Source organism: Aquincola agrisoli, assembly GCF_036621135.1.
Lineage (GTDB): Bacteria > Pseudomonadota > Gammaproteobacteria > Burkholderiales > Burkholderiaceae_C > Aquincola > Aquincola agrisoli.
Window position 1 is genome coordinate 38,832 of the sequence record NZ_JAZIBG010000049.1, and the last position, 19,820, is coordinate 58,651.

Genomic DNA, 19,820 nt, shown 5'->3' on the forward strand with positions numbered 1-19,820 from the left:
TGGTCAGGCCTGCCGGCCTGCTGCACCGGCTCAGCCGCGGCCGGCGCCCACGGTGCGCAAGTCCTGCGTCACCCGCCCCTGCTCCAGCACGACGACACGCGCCGCGCTGGCAATGGTCTCGGGACGGTGCGCAACGATCACGCGGGTGAGCTCGAGCTGCCGGATGCTCTGGTTCACCGCCCGCTCGCGGTCGACGTCGAGGGCGCTGGTCGCCTCGTCGAGCAGCAGGATCTGCGGCCGCTTGTACAGCGCCCGCGCCAGCAGGATGCGCTGCTTCTGCCCCCCCGAGATGGCCGCGCCCATGTCGCCGATCAGCGTGTGGTAGCCCATCGGCATGGCTTCGATCTCATCGTGCACCGATGCCATGCGGGCACATTCCTCCACCCAGGCCCGATCGGGCGCCGCATCGAAGAAGCAGATGTTTTCGGTGATGGAGCCGGCGAACAGATGGTCGTCCTGCATCACCGTGCCGATCATCGCCCGCCAGCGCTGCAGGCCAAGCTGAGACAGCGGCAAACCCCCGACCCGCACCTCGCCACCCTGGGGCGCGTGGATCCCCAGGATCAGCTTGAGCAGCGTGGTCTTGCCGCAGCCAGACGCACCCACGATGGCTATTGATTCCCCAGGTTCAATAGTCAACGTAACGTTGCGCAGCACCTCGGCCTCGGTGTCCGAATAGCGAAAGCTCACCGCGTCGACCTCGACCCGCGCCGACGATGCACGCACCGGCAGGTCCGCGGGCACCTCCGGTTCGGGCGCGCTCAGCACGATGTCGGCCAGCCGCTCCCCCTGCAGGCGCAGCATCTTCAGCTCCACCGCCTTGTCGATCAGCGCACTGAAGCGGGTGGCGAACTGCTCCTTGAACGCGATGAAGGCGAACAGCATGCCGACGGTGAAGCGTTCGTCCATCACCAGCAGCGCGCCCACCCATACCACGGCCACACGCTCGAGCCCGAACAGCAGCTTGTGCAGGACGCTGAACAGCAGGTCGATCTTGCGGGTGGCGATGTCGGCGTTCATCGCGTCGACCACCAGATTCATGAACCGCGCCTGCCGATCGGCCTGCCGGTTGAACAGCTTGATCGCCTGCACGCCCCGCAGCGATTCGAGGAAGTGGCTGGCCTTGCGCGACTCGTGCACCAGCGACTCCTCGGTCGCTTCCCGCAGGGGCCGGAAGAAAAGCCAGCGCAGCAACGCGTAGGCCCCCACGGCACCCGCGACGATGGCAGTCAGCGTGCCGCTGTACAGCGCCATCATCGCCAGCGTGGTCAGCACCAGCAGGCCGTCGAGCACCGCCTCGATGAAGCTCGTCGTCAAGGTCTTCTGGATCTGCTGCACCGCGGAGAAGCGCGACCAGACGTCGCCCGTGTGCCGCTTCTCGAACCACGACACGGGCAGGCGCATCAGGTGCGCGAACACGTTGGACAGCCACTGCAAGTTGAGCGATGCCGACAGCACCAGGACGGACCAGGAGCGCACGGCGCCGGTCGCCACCTGCAGCAGCACCAGCAGCCCGAAGCCCAGCCCGAGCGTGATGAGCAGGTCGCGATCGGCGCTGACCAGCACCCCGTCCACCACCCATTGCAGCAGGAACGGCGACAGCAGCAGGAAGGCTTCGAGCACGAGCGCCAGCACGAACACCTGGGCCAGCGAGCGCTTGAGCCCCGATACCCTGCCGAGCAGACGCCCCAGGCTGATCGGCTGGCGTTCGACCTTGGGCTCGAAGCCGCCCGCCGGCGTCAGCTCCAGCACGATGCCGGTGAAATGGCGGGACAGCTCGGCCAGCCGCATGCGGCGCACGCCCTGCCCCGGGTCATGGATCACCGCCACGCCGCGCCGCACTTCGGTGAGCACGACGAAGTGGTTCATGTCCCAGTGCAGCACGCAGGGCAGCTGGAGGCCCGCCAGGTGCTCGGGCTCAGCGCGCAGCGCACGCGGGTTCAGGTGCAGATCGCCCGCCATGCGCACGAGGTCCGCCATCGATGCGCCCTTGAGCGACAGGGAGAAGCGACGTCGCAACGTGGGCAGGTCGGTGCGGTAGCCGTGCATCGAAGCCACCATGGCGAGGCAGGCCAGGCCGCATTCGGCGGCTTCGGTCTGCAACAGCATCGGCACCCGCCGGCGGGGCAGGAAGCCCAGGTTCAAGCGATCGAACATGGAGCGTCTACACCCGCCCGGCGATGCCCAGCAGCGGCTCGAAGATCCATTCGATCAGGCGGCGGCGGTCCAGCTGCACGTCCGCGTCGAGCTGCATGCCGGCCACCAAGGGCTGCGGCTGCCCGTACGCGTCCACGCTCTGGCGTTCGAGCGCGACCGTGATGCGGTACATCGGCTGCGAGGGCGCACCGGCCTCGCCGCGGCCCAGCTGCCCGGGCACGGGCGTGCGAGACACCTGCAGGATGTGGCCCGGCTGCTGGCCGAACTTCTCGTAGGGGAATGCGTGGTAGCGCAGCAGCACCGGCTGCTCGGCGCGCATGAAGCCGATCGCGCTCGACGGCGCATACAGGTGCGCCTGCAGCGGCGCATCGTTGCGCATCAGGCTGGCCAGCACGCCCGAGGCGGGCACCGCCTGCCCCGGCTCGGCCACCACGGCGCCCACGACGCCATCGTGCGGCGCCCGCACGACCTGGCTGCGCAAGGCCTCGCTCTGCGCGGACTGCTGGGACAGGCCCGCCATCTCCCGCTCGATCTCGCCCTGCTGCGCCTGGCTCTTCAACGGCAGCTCCCGCAGCTGCGCCTGGAGCGACGCCAGGTCCCGCTCGTGCTGCGCACGCTCCTGGGCCAGCGCCGCCAGGCGCTCGCGTTGTTCGAGCACGTCCTGGCGCTTCGCGCGCAGCTGCGCCGGGGCGATGAAGTCCTGGTCGCGCAGCGACTCGAACTGGGCCAGCGCCTGCTCGGCCAAGGCCAGCCGCTCACGCTGCAAGTCGGCGCGCACCGCGTGGCGGCCGCGCTCGCCTTCCAGCGCCGCAATGCGGCGCACGAGTTCGCCCCGCTGGTCTTCCGCGAGCGCGCGTGCGCGGACGGATGCGGATTCAAGGCTGCGGCGGCGGGCGTCCAGGCTGCTCAGCACCTGGGCCTGGGTATCGCCGGACGCCGTGGCGCGGTCCAGCGCAAGCACGAACAGCACATCGCCCTGGCGAACCGTCTCGCCTTCGCGCACGCGACGCTCGAGGACCACGCCCTCGTGCTGCGCGCGCAACTCGACCACGCCGCCCTGCGGCACCAGCACGCCGGTGACGCGTGCCTTGCGCGTGTACTGGCCCATGGCCAGGAATGCGCCCACGCCCACGGCGGCGGCGACCGCCAGGACCGTCAGCACCTGCAGCGAGACGGGCCGCACGAGGCTGATGCGGCCCAGCCACTGATCCTGCTGGTGCTCGAGGGCTTCGCGACGAAAGATGCTGACCACGCGGACTACCGGTCGCGATGCTCGAATGCCGTGGACTCAGGCCGCCGGATGCCGGCGGCCGGCCGGTCTCACCAACCGCCGACGCGGGGCAGGCCACCCACCACCTGGGCCAGCAGGCGCTCGTCCAGCACCTGGGGCGCGGCGGGCGCGGGACGCTGAGCGCCTTCGACCTGTTGCGGCTCTTCGCGGCGGACTTGTTCGGGCTTAACTGCTGCGGGGGCGGTGTTGAATTGCGAGCGGTCCATGCTTGACTCCTGAAGGTCTGTTGGGGGCTTCGTCTATGCCAACGACGAAGTCCCATTCCAGCAGTCAAGCCCTATAGAGGTAACTGTAAGCTCTTACAGCTTGCCTTCGCTAATGAATCAAGCCAAGGCGCAATGCCTTCAGCACTGCCTGGTGCTTGGTAGTGCACCCCAGTTTGTGCATCGCATTGTTGATGTGCAACACCGCCGTGCGTTGCGAGATGCCGAGGATGGCACCCACCTCCCATGCGGTCTTGCCCTCCATCGTCCACCGCAGGGCTTCCAGTTCGCGGGGTGTGAGCGCGGGACGTTCGGGCTGCAGCGCCGGCGGCACCAGCACCCGCATGGCCGTGTCCTGCGCATGCACGGCGAAGAGCTGCAAGTCTGCAACGATCCGCGTGAGTTCGCGCGGATCCGTCGGTAACGGCAGGTCACGGTCGACGCCCAGCAGGAAGTGGCGCCCCTCCGGCAGGTGCAATGCCATCGCCACGCCCGTGTGGTATCCGAATGCGGCCTGCTCCTCCCAGAGATCGGCCATTCCGGTCTCGACATAAGTGCGCTGCGTCCAGATCACCGGCACGCTTTGGCGCTTGAGGTGCTGCATCACCGGGTCGCGGCGCGAATCGGCCACCCGCTGGGAGGCCTCCTCATAGCCTGCCGGGGTGTTGCCGACGGCGATGAACTCGGCGTCCTGGCCGCTGCGCTCGACCACCGTGACGGCGCTGACCGTGTTGAATCCGATCTCTCCGGTGAACCGCAGGACGGCCGTACGGAACTCCTCGATGTCGCGGGCTTCGAGCACCGCCTGATAGTTGCCCTGCAGCATCAAATTTCCTGCCCCGCCGAAGGCTGCGACCCAACCCTGTCAACGTTTACAGCTTGAACGCGGGCCACCGATGGCAAAGACTGCCGACGTGCTGCCTGGCAACGTCGGCCGATCAACCCAACATCATCCCTTCCGCCTATGACACCCTCATGGACATTGCGTGCCTGGCCCACGGTATTGTGGCAGGCCGGCTCGAAGACCCATCTGAACTTTGTCCACCTCGACACCCGCGTGCTGAATCCGGGCGACACCTGCTCGCCCAGCACCGGGCAGACGATCTGGGTGGGCCCGCTCGGCGACGTCGACGCCGGCGTTGCCTGGGACTGGGTGCAGCTCGGCCCCGGCGTCGTCGCGATGGCCGATCCGATGTGCGTCGTTACCAACCTGCGGCTCGTCGACACCGGTGGCTCCGTGCTCACCGCATGGGAGGCGGCACGCCACCTCAGCGAAATCGTGCACGGCCTGCCCTGGCAGGACGAGGTCGAGCGCGCGCTCGGCTCCACGCTGCTGAACTGAACGCGGCGCACCGCCATCACCGCACCGCCGCGCGTCGCAGGCGCCGGGCAACGTCCCGCAGGCCCAGCCCCGCCAGCACCATGCACACCAGCAGCGGCACCGCCACGTCGGCCACCGGAACGGCCTCGGCGGCGAGCACGCGGTTCATCAACGTCACCTGCCCCAGCGCAGGCACCCAGAGCTGCCACGGCTGCGGACCGCTGTCGTTGAACAGCGCCACCATGGGCAGCACCGAGACCAGCAGCACGATCACCGTGGCATTGGCCTGCGCCTCCTTGACGCTGCGGCAGCGGATCGCCACCGCCATCAGCACCGCCGACACGGCCGCGGCCAGCGGCAGCAGCAGCACCAGGAACATCAGCGCCTCGCCCCAGCCGTACTGGAACATCGCCGACAGCGTCTCGCTGCGCAACAGCCACTGGGCGGGCAGGAAGCCGAAGCTGCTCAGCAGCGCCACCATCATCGCCACGCTGGCCACCGCCGCCCACTTGCCCAGCACCAGCGCCAGCGGCCGCGGCGGGGTCATCAGCAGCGGCTCGAGCGAGCCGCGCTCGCGCTCGCCGGCCGTCGAATCCAGCGCGGCGGGCAGCGCGCCGTACAGCACCGCCATCAGCACGAGGATGGGCACGAAGGCCGACAGCTGCGCCGCCCGGCCGCGCGCGGTGGAGACATCGCGCGGTTGCACGTCGAGCACGTCGGCCACCAGCGGCGACACCCCGCGCATCGCCAGCCGCAGCGTGGCCTGCTCGCTGGCGAATCCGCCGATCAGCCGCGTCAGCCGGTTGCCGCTGGCCTGCGAGCGAGGATTGGCGCCGTTGACGACGATCTCCAGCCGCGGGGGCTCGCCCCGCGCCAGCCGGCTCTCGAAGTCCGGCGCCACCACCAGCACCGCGTCGGCCAGGCGGCTGCGCGCGAGCAAGGCCTCGTAGTCCGCCGGCGCGGCGCGGACGCGCCAGGTCTGGCGCTCCATGAAGTTGCGCAGCTGGGGCGCATGTTCGATGCCGACCACCAGCGCCTCGCGCTGCTCCGCGCGCTGCTCCATGTCGGCCATCAGCACCGACAGCACGATCAAGAGCACCGGCCCGACGGCCACCGAGCTCAGCACCACGGTCAGCAGGGTGCGGCGGTCGCGCAACGCGTCCAGCAGCTCCTTGCCGTAGACGACCCACGCCGAGGCCAGCAGGCGGACCGGACCGCTCACGGGGCCCGCTCCTCGTCGGTGAAAGCCAGTTGCACGAACGTGTCCTCGAAGTCGCTGCCACCGGTCTGCGCCATCAGCTCCGCCACCGTGCCGCGGGCCACCGCGCGGCCGTGCGAGACCAGCACCACGTGGTCGCACAGCCGCTGCACCTCCTGCATGATGTGCGTCGAGAAGACGATGCACTTGCCCTCGTCGTCACGCAGCCGGCGCAGCGTCTCGCGCAGCGCGCGCGTGGCCAGCACGTCCAGTCCGTTGGTGGGCTCGTCCAGGATGATGTTGGGCGGATCGTGCACCAGTGCGCGTGCGAGCGCCGTCTTCATGCGTTCGCCCTGGCTGAAGCCTTCGGTCCGGCGATCGAGCAGGGGCACCATGTCGAGCACCTGCGCCAGCGCCTGCGCGCGCTGGTGCGCGGCAGGCCGCGCCATGCCTTGCAGCCGGCCGTAGTAGACGATGTTCTCCTGCGCCGTGAGCCTCGGGTACAGCCCGCGCGAATCGCTCAGCACGCCCATCCGCCCCAGTGCACGCTGGGGCTCGCGCGCCACATCGATCCCGTCGACGAGCACGCGTCCCGCGTCGGGCGGGATCATGCCGGCCACGATCCGCAGCGTCGTGGTCTTGCCCGCGCCGTTCGGGCCGAGCAGGCCGGTGATGCAGGCGTCCGCCGCGACGAACCCGACACCGTCGGCCGCCAGCACGTGGCGCGCGGTCCGGCCGCGGCCCGAGGAGAAGCGCTTCTGCAGGCCCTGCACCTCGATCATCGGCGGGGCTCCATCGGCAGGTAGGTCGGGGGGCGCGGCACACCCGCCGCGCATTGCGCATCCGCCGCCACCGCAGACGCCGCCGCCGTGGCCTCGTCGGTGTCCACGAAGCGGAACAGCACCTCCCGCAGGCATGGCAGCGCCAGCACGCCGTGGCCGGCCTGCGGCACCACCACATGGCGCGCCTGCTCACCCAGCGCCCCGGCGACCCGCTCGCCGTGGCGAGGCGGCGTGACGGGATCGAGGCCGCCCGACAGCAGCAGCACCGGCGCCGTCGCGGCCGGCAGCGTGTAGAAGGCCGGCGGGACGGCACCGCGCGGCCAGGACGCACAGGCGTCGCGGTAGCTGCGTACGGTGGCGTCTTCATCGGACGATGCCGGCGGCAGCCGCGGTACATCCTCCGCACAGACCACGGAGAGGTGCATGCCCATCGCCACCCCCTGCCCGCGCCGCCCCGCCGCGGCATGTGCCAGCCCGGCCAGCGGCTCCAGGCGGCCCCGCACAGCGGCGTCCATCGCCTCGGGCAACGCGGAGGCCAGGGCGGGCGAATACAGCGGACCGCGCACCGCGGCATCCAGCACCTCGGCCGTCACGCGTTGCCGCACCACCTCGCCCGTCACGGGGTGTACCACCGGCCACTCGCGTGGCGGGCCTCCGCGCAGGGCAGCCCAGCGGGCGCGCAGGCCGCCATGGCGCCGGGCGCAGGCCGGGTCGGCTTCGCAACCCGACAACACCGCATCGACGGCGCGGCGCTGATCGGCCGCGAACGCCTGCGGCAGCACCATGTCGGGCGGCGCGACGCCATCGAGCACGACGCGGCGCACATGGCCTGGAAACTGCCGCAGGTACGCCAGCGCCAGCCGCGTGCCGTACGAGACGCCCACGAGGTTGACCTGCCCCGCGCCGAGTGCGGCGCGCACGGCATCGGCGTCCGCCGCCGCGATGGCCGTGGTGAACTGCCGCAGGTCTGCGTAGGGCAGCGCCTGCAGCCGGCTCCGGCACGCGGCCAGCCGCGCCCGCTGCGCGCCCGCCTCGGGCGGGAGGGCGAGCGCCGCGTCGACCGCATCGTCGCCGTCGCAGCGCAGCGGCGCGCTGCGGCCCGTGCCGCGCTGGTCGATGAGCACGATGTCGCGCCGGTTGCGGAACCGCGCGAGCATGCCCGCCACCGGGCCGGCGAGGTCGATCGCGCTCTGCCCCGGCCCCCCCGCGAAGAAGAACACGGGATCCGGATGCCGATGGCGTGCGAGCGCAGGCAGCACCGCGAAGTGCACCGCGATGCGGGGCCCGTCCGGCTGCGACGGATCCAGTGCACGCTCGACACGGCCGCAGCGCGCCTCGTGCTCGATGCCATCGAGCCGGCACGGCTGCAGCACCGGCGCCGCCTGCACCGCGCCGCCCATCACGGCGGCGCAGGCCAGGCATGCGCCAGCCAGCGTCTTCGACCTTCCCCGACGTTTCATGATGCGGCCGATTGTGCGGGCAGCCGCGCGGGCAATGCCGCCCACCGCCTGCCGACGTGTGCCGGACGGCGCCGGGGCCTCGTACCCCTCACGCCAGCAGGCGCTGCAGTTCGCCGCTGGCGAGCAGCCGCTGCACGTCCGACGCTCCGCCGACCAAGGTGCCTCGCACGAAGACCATCGGAAGCGTCGGCCAGCCGGTCCACATCTTCCACGCGAGCCGCTCGCGCCAGCCGGAGAAGTAGCTGCCCCGCTCGATGTACTGGTAGGTGATGCCTGCCTCGTCGAGCAGGCGGCGGGCGCGGCGCACGAAGGGGTTCTGCGCCATGCCCAGCACCACCACCGGATGGGCGGCCACCGCGGCCTGCGCCTGCGCCACGAACGCATGCCGATAGCCGGCCACCGCCTCGCGGACGGCGGCGTGGACGTGGGCTTCATCGAGCAGCGGGCGCGGCATGGCAAGACCTCCTGGCGAACGCAGGTTAGCGCATGCCCGCGGCGCTAGCATCGCTGCCCCCTTCCGCTTCCCCGAGGAACCGTCCCCATGAAGCTCTACTACAGCCCCGGCGCCTGTTCCCTGTCGCCCCACATCGTCCTGCACGAGGCCGGGCTCGCCTTCGAGCCCGTGCTCGCCAGCACCAAGACGCACCGGCTCGCGGACGGCACCGACTACTACACGATCAACCCGAAGGGCTACGTACCGCTGCTCGAGCTCGACGACGGCGCGCGGCTGAGCGAAGGCCCGGCCATCGTCCAGTACATCGCCGACCTCGTGCCCGCCAGCAAGCTCGCACCGGCCAACGGCACCATGGCCCGCTACCGCCTGCAGGAGTGGCTGAACTTCATCTCGTCCGAGCTGCACAAGGGCTTCTCGCCGCTGTTCATGCCGAACATGCCGGAAGAGGCCAAGCAAATCGCCCGCGAGCGTGTCTCGCAGCGCCTCGCCTGGGTCGACGGCCAGCTCGCCGGCCGCCCCTACCTGATGGGCGACGACTTCTGCGTCGCCGACGCCTACCTCTTCACCGTCGCCGGCTGGTCCCGGCACGTGGGCGTGGACATCTCCGGCCTGGCCCACCTGCAGGCCTACCTCAGCCGCGTCGCCGAGCGTCCGGCGGTGCAGGCGGCGCTCCGCGCGGAAGGCCTGTCGAAGTGAGCCTGCCGCGCAGGCGGGCACGGCCCGTGCCGGATCAGCCGCGTGCGGCCGCCGGCGCGGGCGCGGGCGCCAGCAGCTTCGCCAACGCGTCGCAGGCCGCTCGCTGGCCGTCGGCCGCGCTGCGTGCGGCGCACACGGCCTGCAGCTGCCGGTCCAGCCGGCGCAACGTGTCGCCCGCCTCGCTGCGCGCCGACGCCCAGCCCGCGAGCTTCTGCCCGGCCCGCTGCAGCGAACGCGCGCTGCGTTCGTGGAACGCGGCAGGATCGCGGGCCGCCTCGCTGAACAGCTGCGCAGCCACCTGCTCGATGCGGCGCGCATCGCCGGGCGACAGGTCCACGAGCGCGGACAGGTAGCCAGCCCCCCACTGCAGCCGGGTCGCCGGTCCCTCGCTGCGATCGAACGCCTTGGCATACCACTGCAGCGCCTCGTCGGATCGGCCCTGCCTGCGGGCGTTGCTGCCGAGCTGGCTCATCAGGTAGTAGGGCGAATGGCTGCGCGCCAGGTTGGCCTGGAGCAGGGCATCGCTGTCGGCCCACAGGCCCGCCTGGGCCTGGAGGTAGGCCAGCGTCGGAATGACGGCCTGGCGCTCGTGCGGATCCCGCGTGTCGTGGTCCAGGCGCAGCACGGCCGCCCGCACATCGCGCAGCAGCGGCTCGGGCAGCTGCGGCTTGGCGGTGTCCGCCGGCTGCCCCAGCCGGGCCAGGGCGACCCGGGCGATCAGCGCCGCCGCGCGGTCGGCCCGCGACAGCGCCGTGTCGGCCTGCAGGCGTTCGAGCGCGGCATCGACGGGCGCTGCCAGCGGCGCGCCGTCGCCGCCCAGGACGCGGGCCAGCCCGGGCGCCTGGCTCGCCAGCACATCCATCTGCGCCCGCGCGGCGGCCGGATCGGACAGCATCGCCAGCAGCTGCTCACGCTGCGCGCGGTCGGGCCTCAGGCCGTCGGCAGCGCCGACGCCGGCGGCCGAGGCCTTCACGAGCAGCCGCATGCGCGTCTCGGCATCCGCCGCGCCACTGCGGGCCCAAAGGTCGGCCAGCACCGCCGGGCGCTGCGCCGCGGGCACGAGCGGCGGGTCGTCCTGGTCCCAGGCATGGAAGGCGAGCATCCGCCATTCGGCCCGGCGCAATGCGCGGCCGGCCCGGGCCGCCGCCAGCACCTCCTGCGCGGGCCGGCCCCCCGACAGCCCGGCTTGCAGCAGCGCCATCACCTGGGCGGCATCGGCCTCGCCGGGCAAGCGGGTGATCTCCTGGCCGTCGGCCTGCAGCAGGACCAGCGTGGGGTAGCCGCGCACCTTGAAGCGGCTGCCGAGCTTCTGCGCGCCCGGCCGGTCGCCGTCGACATGCACGGCGACAAAACTGCGCGATTGCGCGGCGAAGTCCTGCCGGTTGAACAGCGTCGCCTTGAGCTGGTTGCAGGGCGGGCACCAGGTTGCACCCCAGTACAGCAGCAGCGGCTTCTTCTGCGCCCGGGCCTGCGCCAGCGCGCGCTCGATGTCGTCGTCCGTGGCGGCCGCCAGCCACGCCACCTGCGTCGACGGCAGGGCCGGAGCCGCGTGCGAGGCCATCCCTGTCAGCGCGGCAGCGAGCAACGCCGCGGCCGTCCAAGCACGTAAGGGTCGGCGAGCGATGCAGGGCGAGAGCGTCATGACAACAGGCTCCTCCGGCGGCCCGCCGGACGGCCTCATTGTGGCGCGACCTGGCCCCCCACGGCAGGCGCCGGTGCATCGGCCGGCTGCGATCCGTCGGGCCGCGCATAGGTGCCGATCAGGCAGCCGCTGGCCAAAGCGCGTGAGGCCAGCGCGTTCAGCACCTCCTCGCGCCCGGGCTTGTCGCTGAAGGGATCGCCCGCGGCGAGCGCAAACACCTGGAAGGCGTAGCGGTGCGTGCCGTGGCCGGGCGGCGGGTCGGGGGGCAGCCAGCCGCTGCCCAGCAGCGAGTGGCGCCCGCTGTGCACGCCCGTGCCGTCGTGGTCAGGGCTGTCGAGCGCCCCTTCGGCGAGCGCGCATGCGTCGCACGCCAGGTCGACGACGATGGCATGCACCAAGGGATGCGGCGTCGGCGCATCCGCATCCTCGACGATCAGCAGCACGCTCGCGGCCGAGGCCGGCACGCCGCGCCAGTGCAAGGGCGGCGACAGGCCTTCGCCGTCGGCGGTGTAGCGCGCCGGGATGGGCGCGTGGTCTGCAAATGCCAGGCTGCCCACTTCCAGCGCCGCCATGCCGGGGCGCAACGGAGTCTGGTGGAAGACGATCTGGTCGAGGCCGGCGCGCTGATGGCGCAGCACGTGGCCCACGGCCCCGGGGAGGTTTTCGAGCATCGCGGGTGTCCTGGTTCGGAGGCGGCGGCCGCAGTGGCCAGCATTCCCAGTGGACAACCCGGCGGCGGCGCTGGGCAGCACCGCCAGGCGGATTTGCGTGTCGGACGTGGCCGACGCGCTCAGCGCCCGGCGACGGCGGCGTCGTGCTCGGCGAGCTGCTCGCCCACCTTGCGCGCCGCGCGGAGCATCAACGTGTCGTCCAGCGGCACCTGGGGCGCCACCTGGGCGACCACTTCCTCCAGCAGGTCCGGCGAGGACATCAGCGCATGGGCCACGGCGGACAGCGCGAGCACGGCCGGACGGGGCAGGTGCGGCGGCATCGGCTCGCCGGCCTGCACGCAGACGTGGTGCCGCACGCTCGCCACCGACGGTGCGCCCAGGCCCCAGCTTTCGCACAAGGCCGCACCGAGTGCGTCGTGGCTGACGCCGAAGCCGGCACGCTCCAGCGTCCGCAGGTCGACGTCGTTCGGCGCCGCGCGCAGCATGGCGGCGTAGTGGTCGCTGGCATGGCGCAGCAGCACGGCCTTGCCGCACTCCTCGAACAGGCCGGCCGAATGCGCCGCCCAGGCATCGACCCCCAGGAACTGCCCCATGCGCCCCATGAGCAGGCCACGGCGTGCCGCCCGCTGCCACACCGGCTCCAGCAGCGGGTTGGGCGGGAACGCGGCGCGCAGGCCCATCTCGAAGGTGATGGCCGCCACTTCGCGCATGCCGAGGTACTGGACGGCCTGCATCACGGTCTGCACCCGGCCCTTCAGGCCGTAGAGCGAGGAGTTGACCGCCTTCAGCACGGCGGCGGCCAGCGCCATGTCGGATTCGATCAGCTCGGCCGCGGCCGCCAGGTTGATCTCGTCGTCCGCCAGCAGCAGCGACAGACGGACCAGCGACTCGGGCTGGGCGGGAATGTCGATGTCAAGGCTGCGCAGTTCGGAATCGACGGGCATGGATGCTGCGGCGCGGCGGCCGTCCGAAGGAGAAAGGGCTGCCGGCATGCTAGCGCCCGCGGTGCGGCGCCGCACGTCGGAACAGGCAGGCCTTTCCCGACATGTTCCGCGCTCGGCGCGGCATGCGCCCGCGCCTCGCGTCAGCGCACCAGCCCGTCGTAGCCCGTCTTCAGGATCAGCAGCGACACCACGGCGATGAACACGCCGCGCACGAAGCCGGCACCGTGCTTCAGCGCCAGCCGCGTGCCCAGCAGGCTGCCCAGCACGTTCGCCGTCGCCATCACGGCCACCGCATGCCACCAGACGTGGCCCTTCCAGGCGAACAGCGCGAGCGCGGCCCCGTTGGTGGCCGTGTTGAGCAGCTTGGCGCTGGCCGAGGCATGGAGGAAGTCGTAGCCCAGCAGACGCACGAACAGGAAGACGAAGAAGCTGCCCGTGCCCGGGCCGAAGAACCCGTCGTAGAAACCGATGACCAGGCCGATCGCCGACGTCACCAGCCGCTCCGCCGACCCCTGCCAGCGCGGCTCGTGCGTGCGGCCGAGGTCCTTGCGGACCACCGTGTAGGCCAGCACCGCGGCCAGCACGAACGGCAGCGCCCGCTTGAGCCCGTCGGCACTGACCAGCGTCACCGCCCACGCCCCGGCGAAGCTGCCCGCCAGGGCCGCCGCCATCGCGGGCGCCAGCGCGCCCCACCGCAGGCTCACCCGCCTCGCGAACTGCGCACTCGCCCACGCGGTGCCCCAGATCGCCGCGCCCTTGTTGGTGCCGAGCAAGGTGGACGGCGGCGCCGAAGGAAAGATCGCGAACATCGCGGGCAGCAGCACGAGGCCGCCGCCGCCGACGATCGCGTCGATGAAACCGGCCAGGGCCGATGCCATGGCGGCCAACAACAAATCCAACATGCAAATACCACCCGCCCACAAGAAAAAAGCGCCGGCTGGGCCGGCGCTTGCAAATTTGACGCACTCACCAATACTGGTGGGGTCAGGATTATCTTGTGGATCTTGGCGTCTGATGTCTCCTCAGTCCCCCGTTCAGCGATGGAACGGTCTGGGACCGCCTCGCTGCGAGAACCGCACTCTATGTTGCGCGGAACAGACCGTCATTGGTACTTTCCCCCGCGTGGGGGGGCCCCGCTGGACCCGGGCCCAGGCTGAAGAAAAACCGCGCACCGCCTTGGACGACCGCTTCCGCCCTCACCGAACCGCCATGCCGCTCGACGATTCGGCGCACGATCGAGAGGCCGAGGCCCGTGCCCTGGAACTGCTCGCTGGGATGCAGACGCTGGAAGGGATGGAACAGCCGCGCAGCACGCTTGGCATCGAATCCGACGCCGTTGTCCTGGACGACGAACACGCCCGGCTCGCCGTGCGAGGTCATCCGCACCAACGGCAGCGGCACATCGCGCGTGAACTTGGCGGCATTGCCCAGCAAGTTCACCAGGACCACGCGTGCCAGCGGCGCGCTGCAGTGCGCCTGCAGCCCGGGCTCGATCTGCCACTCGACCGGCACCTCGCGCTCGATCCAGGGGAGCTCGCCGATCACGCTGCGTGCCAGCGCGCTCAGGTCGACCAGTTCGCGCACCAGCGGCGTCGAGCCCGAGCGCGCCAGCTCCAGCAGGGCGGTGACGGTGTGGGACATCTCGCGCGCGGCACGTCCCTGCATCATCAGCCACTCGCGCTCGTCGTCGGCGAGCCGCTCCCACGCACGGGAGCGCAGCATGTCGGCCAGGCCCACGACATGGCCGATCGGCGTGCGCAGCTCGTGTGCGAGCTGGCGGGAAAAGGCCTCGAGGTCGCGGTTGTGTTGCTCCAGCGCCGCCGTGCGCACGGCCACCTGGCGCTCGAGTTCGGCATTGCGTGTGAGCAGCAGCTTCTCCGTGCGCTTGCGCAGGGTGATGTCGCGGCCCACGCCCTGGTAGCCGACGAAGCGGCCTTGCTCGTCATGCCGCGGCTGCCCGCTCACCGACACCCAGCGCACGCTGCGGCCCGGCACGCGCACCGCATATTCGAAGCTCCCGAATGGACGATGGGCGTCGAGGTCGTCGCGATGGCGCTGCCAGTCCTCCTCGCTCGCGCCATCGGCGTAGGCGTGCCACCGCGTGCGGCCGATGAAGCGGCGGGACCCGGCATCGCCGAGCAGCTCGCCGACGATGGCGCCCACTTCGGTGAAGCGATGCTGGTCGTCGGTCTCCCAGTACCAGTCGGCCGAGAGCGCCGTCATCACCGCGTAGCGCCGCTCGCTGGCACGCAGGCGGCGGAAGGCCAGGCGCTGCTCGGTGATGTCGCGCCCCACCCCCTCGTAGCCGATGAAGTAGCCCTCGTCGTCACGCCGCGCACGGCCGGTCAGGCCGATCCAGACCGGAGACCGCCCGGGACGCCTCACCTCGATCTCGACGTCGCGGAACGGCCGCCGCTGCCGCATGCACGCGATGAACTCCGCCCAGCCGGATTCCGGTGGCAGGAAGAACGGGACCATGTCGTAGGTGTGGCCGAGCAGCTGCTGCGGCTCCATGCCCAGCTTCAGGTGCGAGGCGAGGTCCTCGGAGACCCAGGTGATGCGCATCTCGGCATTGGTCTCCCAGTACCAGTCGCCCGACAGCCGCACCCGCGCATGCCAGCGGCGCTCACGTTCGCCGAGCAGGTGCTGCACCTCGCCGGACGCGGCATGCAGCGCAGGCACGCCGCGGGTCGTGTCCGCGCGCAACGCGAGGATCGCACCGGGCAGGTCGTCGGTGCGCAGGAGCTCCGCGAAGCGCCGCACCGCATCGACCGCCGACGTGAGCCGGTGCAGCAGCCGCTGCAGCACGAAGGCGAGCACGAGCCACGACAGGCCGATCGCCATCCACAGCGCCAGGCGGACGTCCGATGGCAGATCGCCCGCGATCGCCGCCCAGCTGAGGCCGCCCATCAGCACCGCGAGCGCCACGAAGCCGGCAATGGGCAGCGGGCCGCGGGCCGCCCCGGCAGGCGCTGGTGCGGCCGCCGGCTCGGGGTGCAGGCGTGGGTCGACGATGGTGTCGACCATGTCGCCGCCCGCCGCGAGCAGCTCGCTCGCGGGCATCGTCGTCGCATCGCCGCCTGGCTGCTGGGCTTTCAGCCGGCCCAGCGCGCGCGGATGGGGCAACGGGCTCACTCAGCGTGCCACGTGCGACGCGAGGACCGGGAACAGCTTGACCAGTCCGTCGGCCAACAGCTCGACCGCCATCGCGGCCAGGATCAGCCCCATCAGCCGCGTCATCACGTTGATGCCCGTGCGGCCCAGCACCCGGGCAATGCGCCCGGCCGCCGAAAAGACGATGAAGGTCGCGATGCCGATCACCACGCCGTAGCCGACGAGCACCGCGTGCTCGACGATCGACCGCGTCTTCTCGGCGTAGATCACCATGGTGGAGATCGTCGCGGGGCCCGTCAGCAGCGGCACCGTCAGCGGCACCACCGCGATGCTGGCACCCGCATCGGCCTTCTCCGTGCCTTCGGCCACGTCGCTCGGCTTGGTTTCGGCGGGTTGCGCATTCAGCATCTGCAATGAACTGATCAACAGCAGCGTGCCGCCGCCCACCTGGAACGACGCGATGCTGATGCCGAAGAACTCGATGATCTTCAGCCCGGCCACCGCGCTGATCGACACCACGCAGAACGCACTGAAGGCACTGACGCGGATCGTGCGCAGCCGCTGCGCACGCGAGAAGCTCTGCGTGAACGTGATGAAGAACGGCACCGCACCGATCGGATTGACGATCGCCAGCAATGCGATGAGCGGTTTCAAGAGATCCATGGAGACAAGGATCGTATACGAGTGGTTACACCGGCATGTCCGTGGGCTCGTCGTCTTCCGCGACCGACAGATACAGCGCACACACGCCGCGCAGATAGACCAGCCCCGGTACCACGAGGGCCAGCACGAACACCATGCCGCCCCCCACCAGCGCGCCCACGCCGTGCGGCGTCTGCGTCACCGGCGCCCCGGCCGGGCCGAGGCTGCGCAGGCCGAAACCGAAGAGGCCTGCCATCAGCTGCTGGGCAGGCACATCGACACCCGTCACCAGCACCGCCAGCGCGGCGACGATCCGGCCCCCGGTGACCACCACGAAGGTCGACAAGGCGGCGACGGCCGCCGTCAGAGCGCCGAGCGCCGACATCAGCAGCGCCATGAAGAGCAGCCGCTCGCGGGCCTGGACGAACAACAAGCGCAGCGTCGAGCGCACCGAGCGGCCCGACCACACCGCGGGCGCCGCCAATGGCCCCACGACACCGGCCAGCACCAAGGCCCCCAGGCCCAGCAGCAGCACGCCCGCGGGCACCACCAGCGCGAACACGAAGGGCCCGGCCACCGGCAGGCGTGCCACGAACAGCCCGGCCGACACCGCGGCCACCAACGCCGCGACCAGCAGCGAGACGAGCACCACCACCACCAGCAGCCGGTGCGCACTGCGCAGTGCGTGCTGGAAGGCATCGGCCACTTCGCGCACCGGCAGGCCACGCGCCTGGTCCATGAGCAGCAGGCCCGTGGCATTGCTGCCGTAGAAGGCGACGGTCAGCGCTGCGCCCGCCTGCAGGACCGTCCACAGACCGTCGTCGCGGGCGAGCGAGGCGCCGGCCATCGCCAGCAGCAGCCCGGCGGTGCTGAAGGTCAAAAGTAGCGCAAACAGCGCACGGCCGTTGCGCACGGCCTCGACGCTGCCCAGCAGGCGCCCGAGGGCCGCCAACGGATCTCGGCGCGCTAATAGGTTCATGGCAAGGGGATCATAGCCGCCGGTCCCAGGGGGAACCCCTCATTGGTGCGTCATCCAGAAAACAACACTTGACAAGCGAACGCTTGCGCATTTTCGCGAAGTTATTTGTTAACCTTGCGCCCTCCAAGATTGGATGCGGCGCCTTCGCTTGAATGTTTCACGACGGGTTGAAGCTCCACATGGTGTTAAGTGATTGAAGGAAGGTCTTCCCCATGGGAAACAAGCTTTACGTCGGAAACCTCGCCTACAGCGTGCGCGATGAATCCCTCCAGGACGCGTTCGGCCAATTCGGCACCGTCACGTCGGCCAAGGTCATGATGGATCGGGAAACCGGTCGCTCGAAGGGCTTTGGTTTCGTCGAGATGGGCTCGGATGCGGAAGCGCAATCGGCCATCAACGGCATGAACGGCCAGGCCCTCGAAGGCCGCGCGATCGTCGTGAACGAAGCCCGCCCCCGCGAAGAGCGTCCGGGCGGCTTCCGCAGCGGTGGTGGCGGCGGCGGTGGCTACGGTGGTGGCGGTGGCGGTGGCGGTGGCGGCGGCTACGGTGGCGGTGGCGGCGGTGGCCGCAGCCCCTACGGCAGCGGCGGCGGCCGTGGCGGCTACGGCGGCGGTGGTGGTGGCGGCTATGGCGGCGGCGGTGGTGGCCGTGGCGGCTACAGCGGCGGCGGCCGTGGTGGCTACGGCGGCGGCAGCAGCGGCTACTGATCGCTCGGGCCCTGGTCCAAGGGCCCTCCACTGACGTCAGGCATGAAAGGCGCGATGGGCTTGCAGCCCATAGGCGCCTTTTTGCGTTTGGGGCTGCAGTCGGCTCAGCCAGCCTGCCGAGGCTTGCGAGCGCGCCCGGCCACGGCCCGGTCGAACAGCGCATCGGGCAGCATGCGCATCAACTTGCCGATCACGGCCATCTGCCAGGGAATGACGCGGTAACTCACGCCTCGTTCGATGGCCTCGAATGCCCGATCGGCGAAATCCTCGGGCGCCATCAGGAACGGCATCGAATACGGATTGCGCTTCGTCAGCGGCGTATCGATGTAGCCCGGGGCGAGCGTCACGACCTTCACGCCGTGGGGCCTGCATTCGCCCCGCAGGCTCTCGCAGTAGCTCGTCACGGCAGCCTTGCTCGCGCAGTAGGCGCCATGGCCTGGCAGGCCTCGGATGCCCGCCACGCTGCCGATGCCAACCAAGGTGCCGGCACGCCGATCGCACATCGCCTGCACGAACGGATGGAACGTCGCGGCCATGCCCAGGTTGTTGGTCTCGAAGGTCGCGCGCATCACCTCGAGGTCCGCGCGGATCGCCGTCTCCATGCCGATGCTGATGCCCGCATTGGCGATCACCACGTCCGGCAGCCCCTGCTGCGCCAGGCAGGCCTGGCCAGCTGCAACGATGCTGTCGACGTCGCGCACATCCGCGGCATGCACCGAGCAGCGGTCCGCCGCGAGCTGCTGCGCGGTCGCCCAACGGACGACTTCCTCTGAACGGCGTGCGACCAGGGCCAACCGCCAGCCGGCGCGGTAGAAGCGTTGAGCCAGCGCCTGGCCGATCCCGCTCGACGCGCCCGTGATGTAGGCCAGCTGGCCCACGCCGCCCTGGCGCGCGTTCACCGTGCTGGCCTTCCGGCAGGCACGAACCGCGCGCGCACCGGCCCCTTGAAGGTCGTCTGCTGCGTCAGGTGGTTGTATTCCATGCCGCCGGCCCGGATCTCGCTGCTGCCCTGACGCAGCAGCACCGGCAGGTGCGAGCGAAGCTGCTCGGTACGCAGGAAGGCGTGCAGGAACTCGCCCTCGAACTGCATGGCCGGCACCCCGGCGCGCGTCGCGCTGCGGTCGACGCGCGCACCGCCCAGCAGCTGTACCTCGCTCGCATCGCCATTGCTCAATGCGCGGCGGGCGGTGGCATGGGTGACGGAGCCGTCGGCTGAAAAGGCCTGGATGCGCACGGCGTCGATCTCCAGTGTGTCGGTGTCCGGATAGTGGCGCAGCTGATCGCCCTCGACCTGCACCAGCAGGCGCCCGTCGTCGCCGAAGCGCTGCAGCGTGAACTGCTGCATCGTGTAGTCCGGATCATGGCGCACGGCCGCGGCCTTGTCCTCGGGCGGCGCGCCGGGCGTGTTCTTGACCAGCCACCAGGTGGCCAGCACGAGCAGCGCCATCAGCAAGAGCGGCAGGTAGGCGGACAACGCCTCGCGCAGCCGCCAGTGCCACGGCATGCGCGGCAGGCCGCCGTCCGGCGGCGGCGAGGGCCCGAGCAGGGGAAGCTCCATC

The 19,820-nt window shown here is 71.0% G+C and carries 20 protein-coding genes; 3 read left to right on the top strand and 17 right to left on the bottom strand.

The features are described from left to right. Window positions 1-30 precede the first annotated feature (30 nt). The 4 genes from V4F39_RS22970 to V4F39_RS22985 form a co-directional block, all read right to left on the bottom strand. A complete protein-coding gene (locus V4F39_RS22970) occupies window positions 31-2,157 on the bottom strand; it encodes a peptidase domain-containing ABC transporter (RefSeq protein WP_332292385.1) in 2,127 nt (708 codons plus the stop codon). A gap of 7 nt (window positions 2,158-2,164) precedes the next feature. After that, window positions 2,165-3,409: an HlyD family secretion protein gene (locus V4F39_RS22975; protein WP_332292386.1), complete on the bottom strand. Its 1,245-nt coding sequence runs from the start codon at window positions 3,407-3,409 to the stop codon at window positions 2,165-2,167. Window positions 3,410-3,477: 68 nt separating this feature from the next. Next, on the bottom strand, window positions 3,478-3,654 hold the full coding sequence (locus tag V4F39_RS22980) for a hypothetical protein (RefSeq protein WP_332292387.1): 177 nt from the start codon (window positions 3,652-3,654) through the stop codon (window positions 3,478-3,480). 109 nt (window positions 3,655-3,763) lie between these two features. Further along, entirely contained in the window at window positions 3,764-4,477 is a 714-nt protein-coding gene (locus tag V4F39_RS22985; protein ID WP_332292388.1) for a helix-turn-helix transcriptional regulator, read from the bottom strand. Between the two features lie 138 nt (window positions 4,478-4,615). On the opposite strand from V4F39_RS22985, the gene V4F39_RS22990 reads away from it, so the two are divergent. Further along, on the top strand, window positions 4,616-4,993 hold the full coding sequence (locus V4F39_RS22990) for a hypothetical protein (RefSeq protein ID WP_332292389.1): 378 nt from the start codon (window positions 4,616-4,618) through the stop codon (window positions 4,991-4,993). A gap of 16 nt (window positions 4,994-5,009) precedes the next feature. On the opposite strand, the gene V4F39_RS22995 is transcribed toward V4F39_RS22990, so the two are convergent. From V4F39_RS22995 to V4F39_RS23010, 4 genes are all read right to left on the bottom strand, one after another. Then, window positions 5,010-6,194 carry an ABC transporter permease gene (locus V4F39_RS22995; protein ID WP_332292391.1) on the bottom strand — a complete coding sequence of 395 codons (1,185 nt, stop codon included), beginning with the start codon at window positions 6,192-6,194 and terminating at the stop codon, window positions 5,010-5,012. Further along, window positions 6,191-6,952, bottom strand: a complete 762-nt coding sequence (locus V4F39_RS23000) for an ABC transporter ATP-binding protein (RefSeq protein WP_332292392.1) — start codon at window positions 6,950-6,952, stop codon at window positions 6,191-6,193. Before V4F39_RS23000 ends, V4F39_RS22995 begins: the two co-directional genes overlap by 4 nt. Then, window positions 6,949-8,412, bottom strand: coding sequence for an alpha/beta fold hydrolase (locus V4F39_RS23005; RefSeq protein ID WP_332292393.1), 1,464 nt, complete (start codon window positions 8,410-8,412; stop codon window positions 6,949-6,951). Before V4F39_RS23005 ends, V4F39_RS23000 begins: the two co-directional genes overlap by 4 nt. A gap of 88 nt (window positions 8,413-8,500) precedes the next feature. Next, window positions 8,501-8,866 carry a glutaredoxin gene (locus V4F39_RS23010; protein WP_332292395.1) on the bottom strand — a complete coding sequence of 122 codons (366 nt, stop codon included), beginning with the start codon at window positions 8,864-8,866 and terminating at the stop codon, window positions 8,501-8,503. An 87-nt stretch (window positions 8,867-8,953) separates the two neighbouring features. Here V4F39_RS23010 and gstA point away from each other — a divergent pair, with 87 nt between their 5' ends. Further along, the gene (gene gstA, locus V4F39_RS23015) at window positions 8,954-9,562 is read left to right on the top strand and encodes a glutathione transferase GstA (RefSeq protein ID WP_332292396.1); all 609 of its coding nucleotides are present in this window, start codon (window positions 8,954-8,956) and stop codon (window positions 9,560-9,562) included. 34 nt (window positions 9,563-9,596) lie between these two features. On the opposite strand, the gene V4F39_RS23020 is transcribed toward gstA, so the two are convergent. The 7 genes from V4F39_RS23020 to V4F39_RS23050 all read right to left on the bottom strand — a co-directional run bounded on the left by V4F39_RS23020 (window position 9,597) and on the right by V4F39_RS23050 (window position 17,554). Further along, the gene (locus tag V4F39_RS23020; protein ID WP_332292397.1) at window positions 9,597-11,204 is read right to left on the bottom strand and encodes a thioredoxin family protein; all 1,608 of its coding nucleotides are present in this window, start codon (window positions 11,202-11,204) and stop codon (window positions 9,597-9,599) included. Between the two features lie 35 nt (window positions 11,205-11,239). Beyond that, the gene (locus V4F39_RS23025) at window positions 11,240-11,875 is read right to left on the bottom strand and encodes a YbhB/YbcL family Raf kinase inhibitor-like protein (RefSeq protein ID WP_332292399.1); all 636 of its coding nucleotides are present in this window, start codon (window positions 11,873-11,875) and stop codon (window positions 11,240-11,242) included. A 119-nt stretch (window positions 11,876-11,994) separates the two neighbouring features. After that, window positions 11,995-12,819, bottom strand: coding sequence for an HDOD domain-containing protein (locus tag V4F39_RS23030; RefSeq protein WP_332292400.1), 825 nt, complete (start codon window positions 12,817-12,819; stop codon window positions 11,995-11,997). 140 nt (window positions 12,820-12,959) lie between these two features. Continuing rightward, entirely contained in the window at window positions 12,960-13,718 is a 759-nt protein-coding gene (locus V4F39_RS23035; protein WP_332292525.1) for a sulfite exporter TauE/SafE family protein, read from the bottom strand. A 181-nt stretch (window positions 13,719-13,899) separates the two neighbouring features. Beyond that, entirely contained in the window at window positions 13,900-15,954 is a 2,055-nt protein-coding gene (locus tag V4F39_RS23040; RefSeq protein WP_332292401.1) for a sensor histidine kinase, read from the bottom strand. Next, the gene (locus tag V4F39_RS23045; protein ID WP_332292403.1) at window positions 15,955-16,596 is read right to left on the bottom strand and encodes a MarC family protein; all 642 of its coding nucleotides are present in this window, start codon (window positions 16,594-16,596) and stop codon (window positions 15,955-15,957) included. 25 nt (window positions 16,597-16,621) lie between these two features. Then, on the bottom strand, window positions 16,622-17,554 hold the full coding sequence (locus tag V4F39_RS23050; protein ID WP_332292404.1) for a hypothetical protein: 933 nt from the start codon (window positions 17,552-17,554) through the stop codon (window positions 16,622-16,624). Between the two features lie 212 nt (window positions 17,555-17,766). Between V4F39_RS23050 and V4F39_RS23055 the strand changes: the two genes are divergently transcribed. Then, window positions 17,767-18,261: an RNA-binding regulator gene (locus V4F39_RS23055; RefSeq protein WP_332292405.1), complete on the top strand. Its 495-nt coding sequence runs from the start codon at window positions 17,767-17,769 to the stop codon at window positions 18,259-18,261. A 104-nt stretch (window positions 18,262-18,365) separates the two neighbouring features. Here the strand turns inward: V4F39_RS23055 and V4F39_RS23060 are convergent, their stop codons facing one another. Both V4F39_RS23060 and lptC read right to left on the bottom strand, forming a co-directional pair. Next, window positions 18,366-19,160 (bottom strand): SDR family oxidoreductase, encoded by a 795-nt coding sequence (locus tag V4F39_RS23060; protein ID WP_332292406.1) that lies wholly within the window; start codon window positions 19,158-19,160, stop codon window positions 18,366-18,368. After that, the gene (gene lptC, locus V4F39_RS23065; RefSeq protein WP_332292407.1) at window positions 19,157-19,819 is read right to left on the bottom strand and encodes an LPS export ABC transporter periplasmic protein LptC; all 663 of its coding nucleotides are present in this window, start codon (window positions 19,817-19,819) and stop codon (window positions 19,157-19,159) included. Before lptC ends, V4F39_RS23060 begins: the two co-directional genes overlap by 4 nt. Window position 19,820 lies beyond the last annotated feature (1 nt).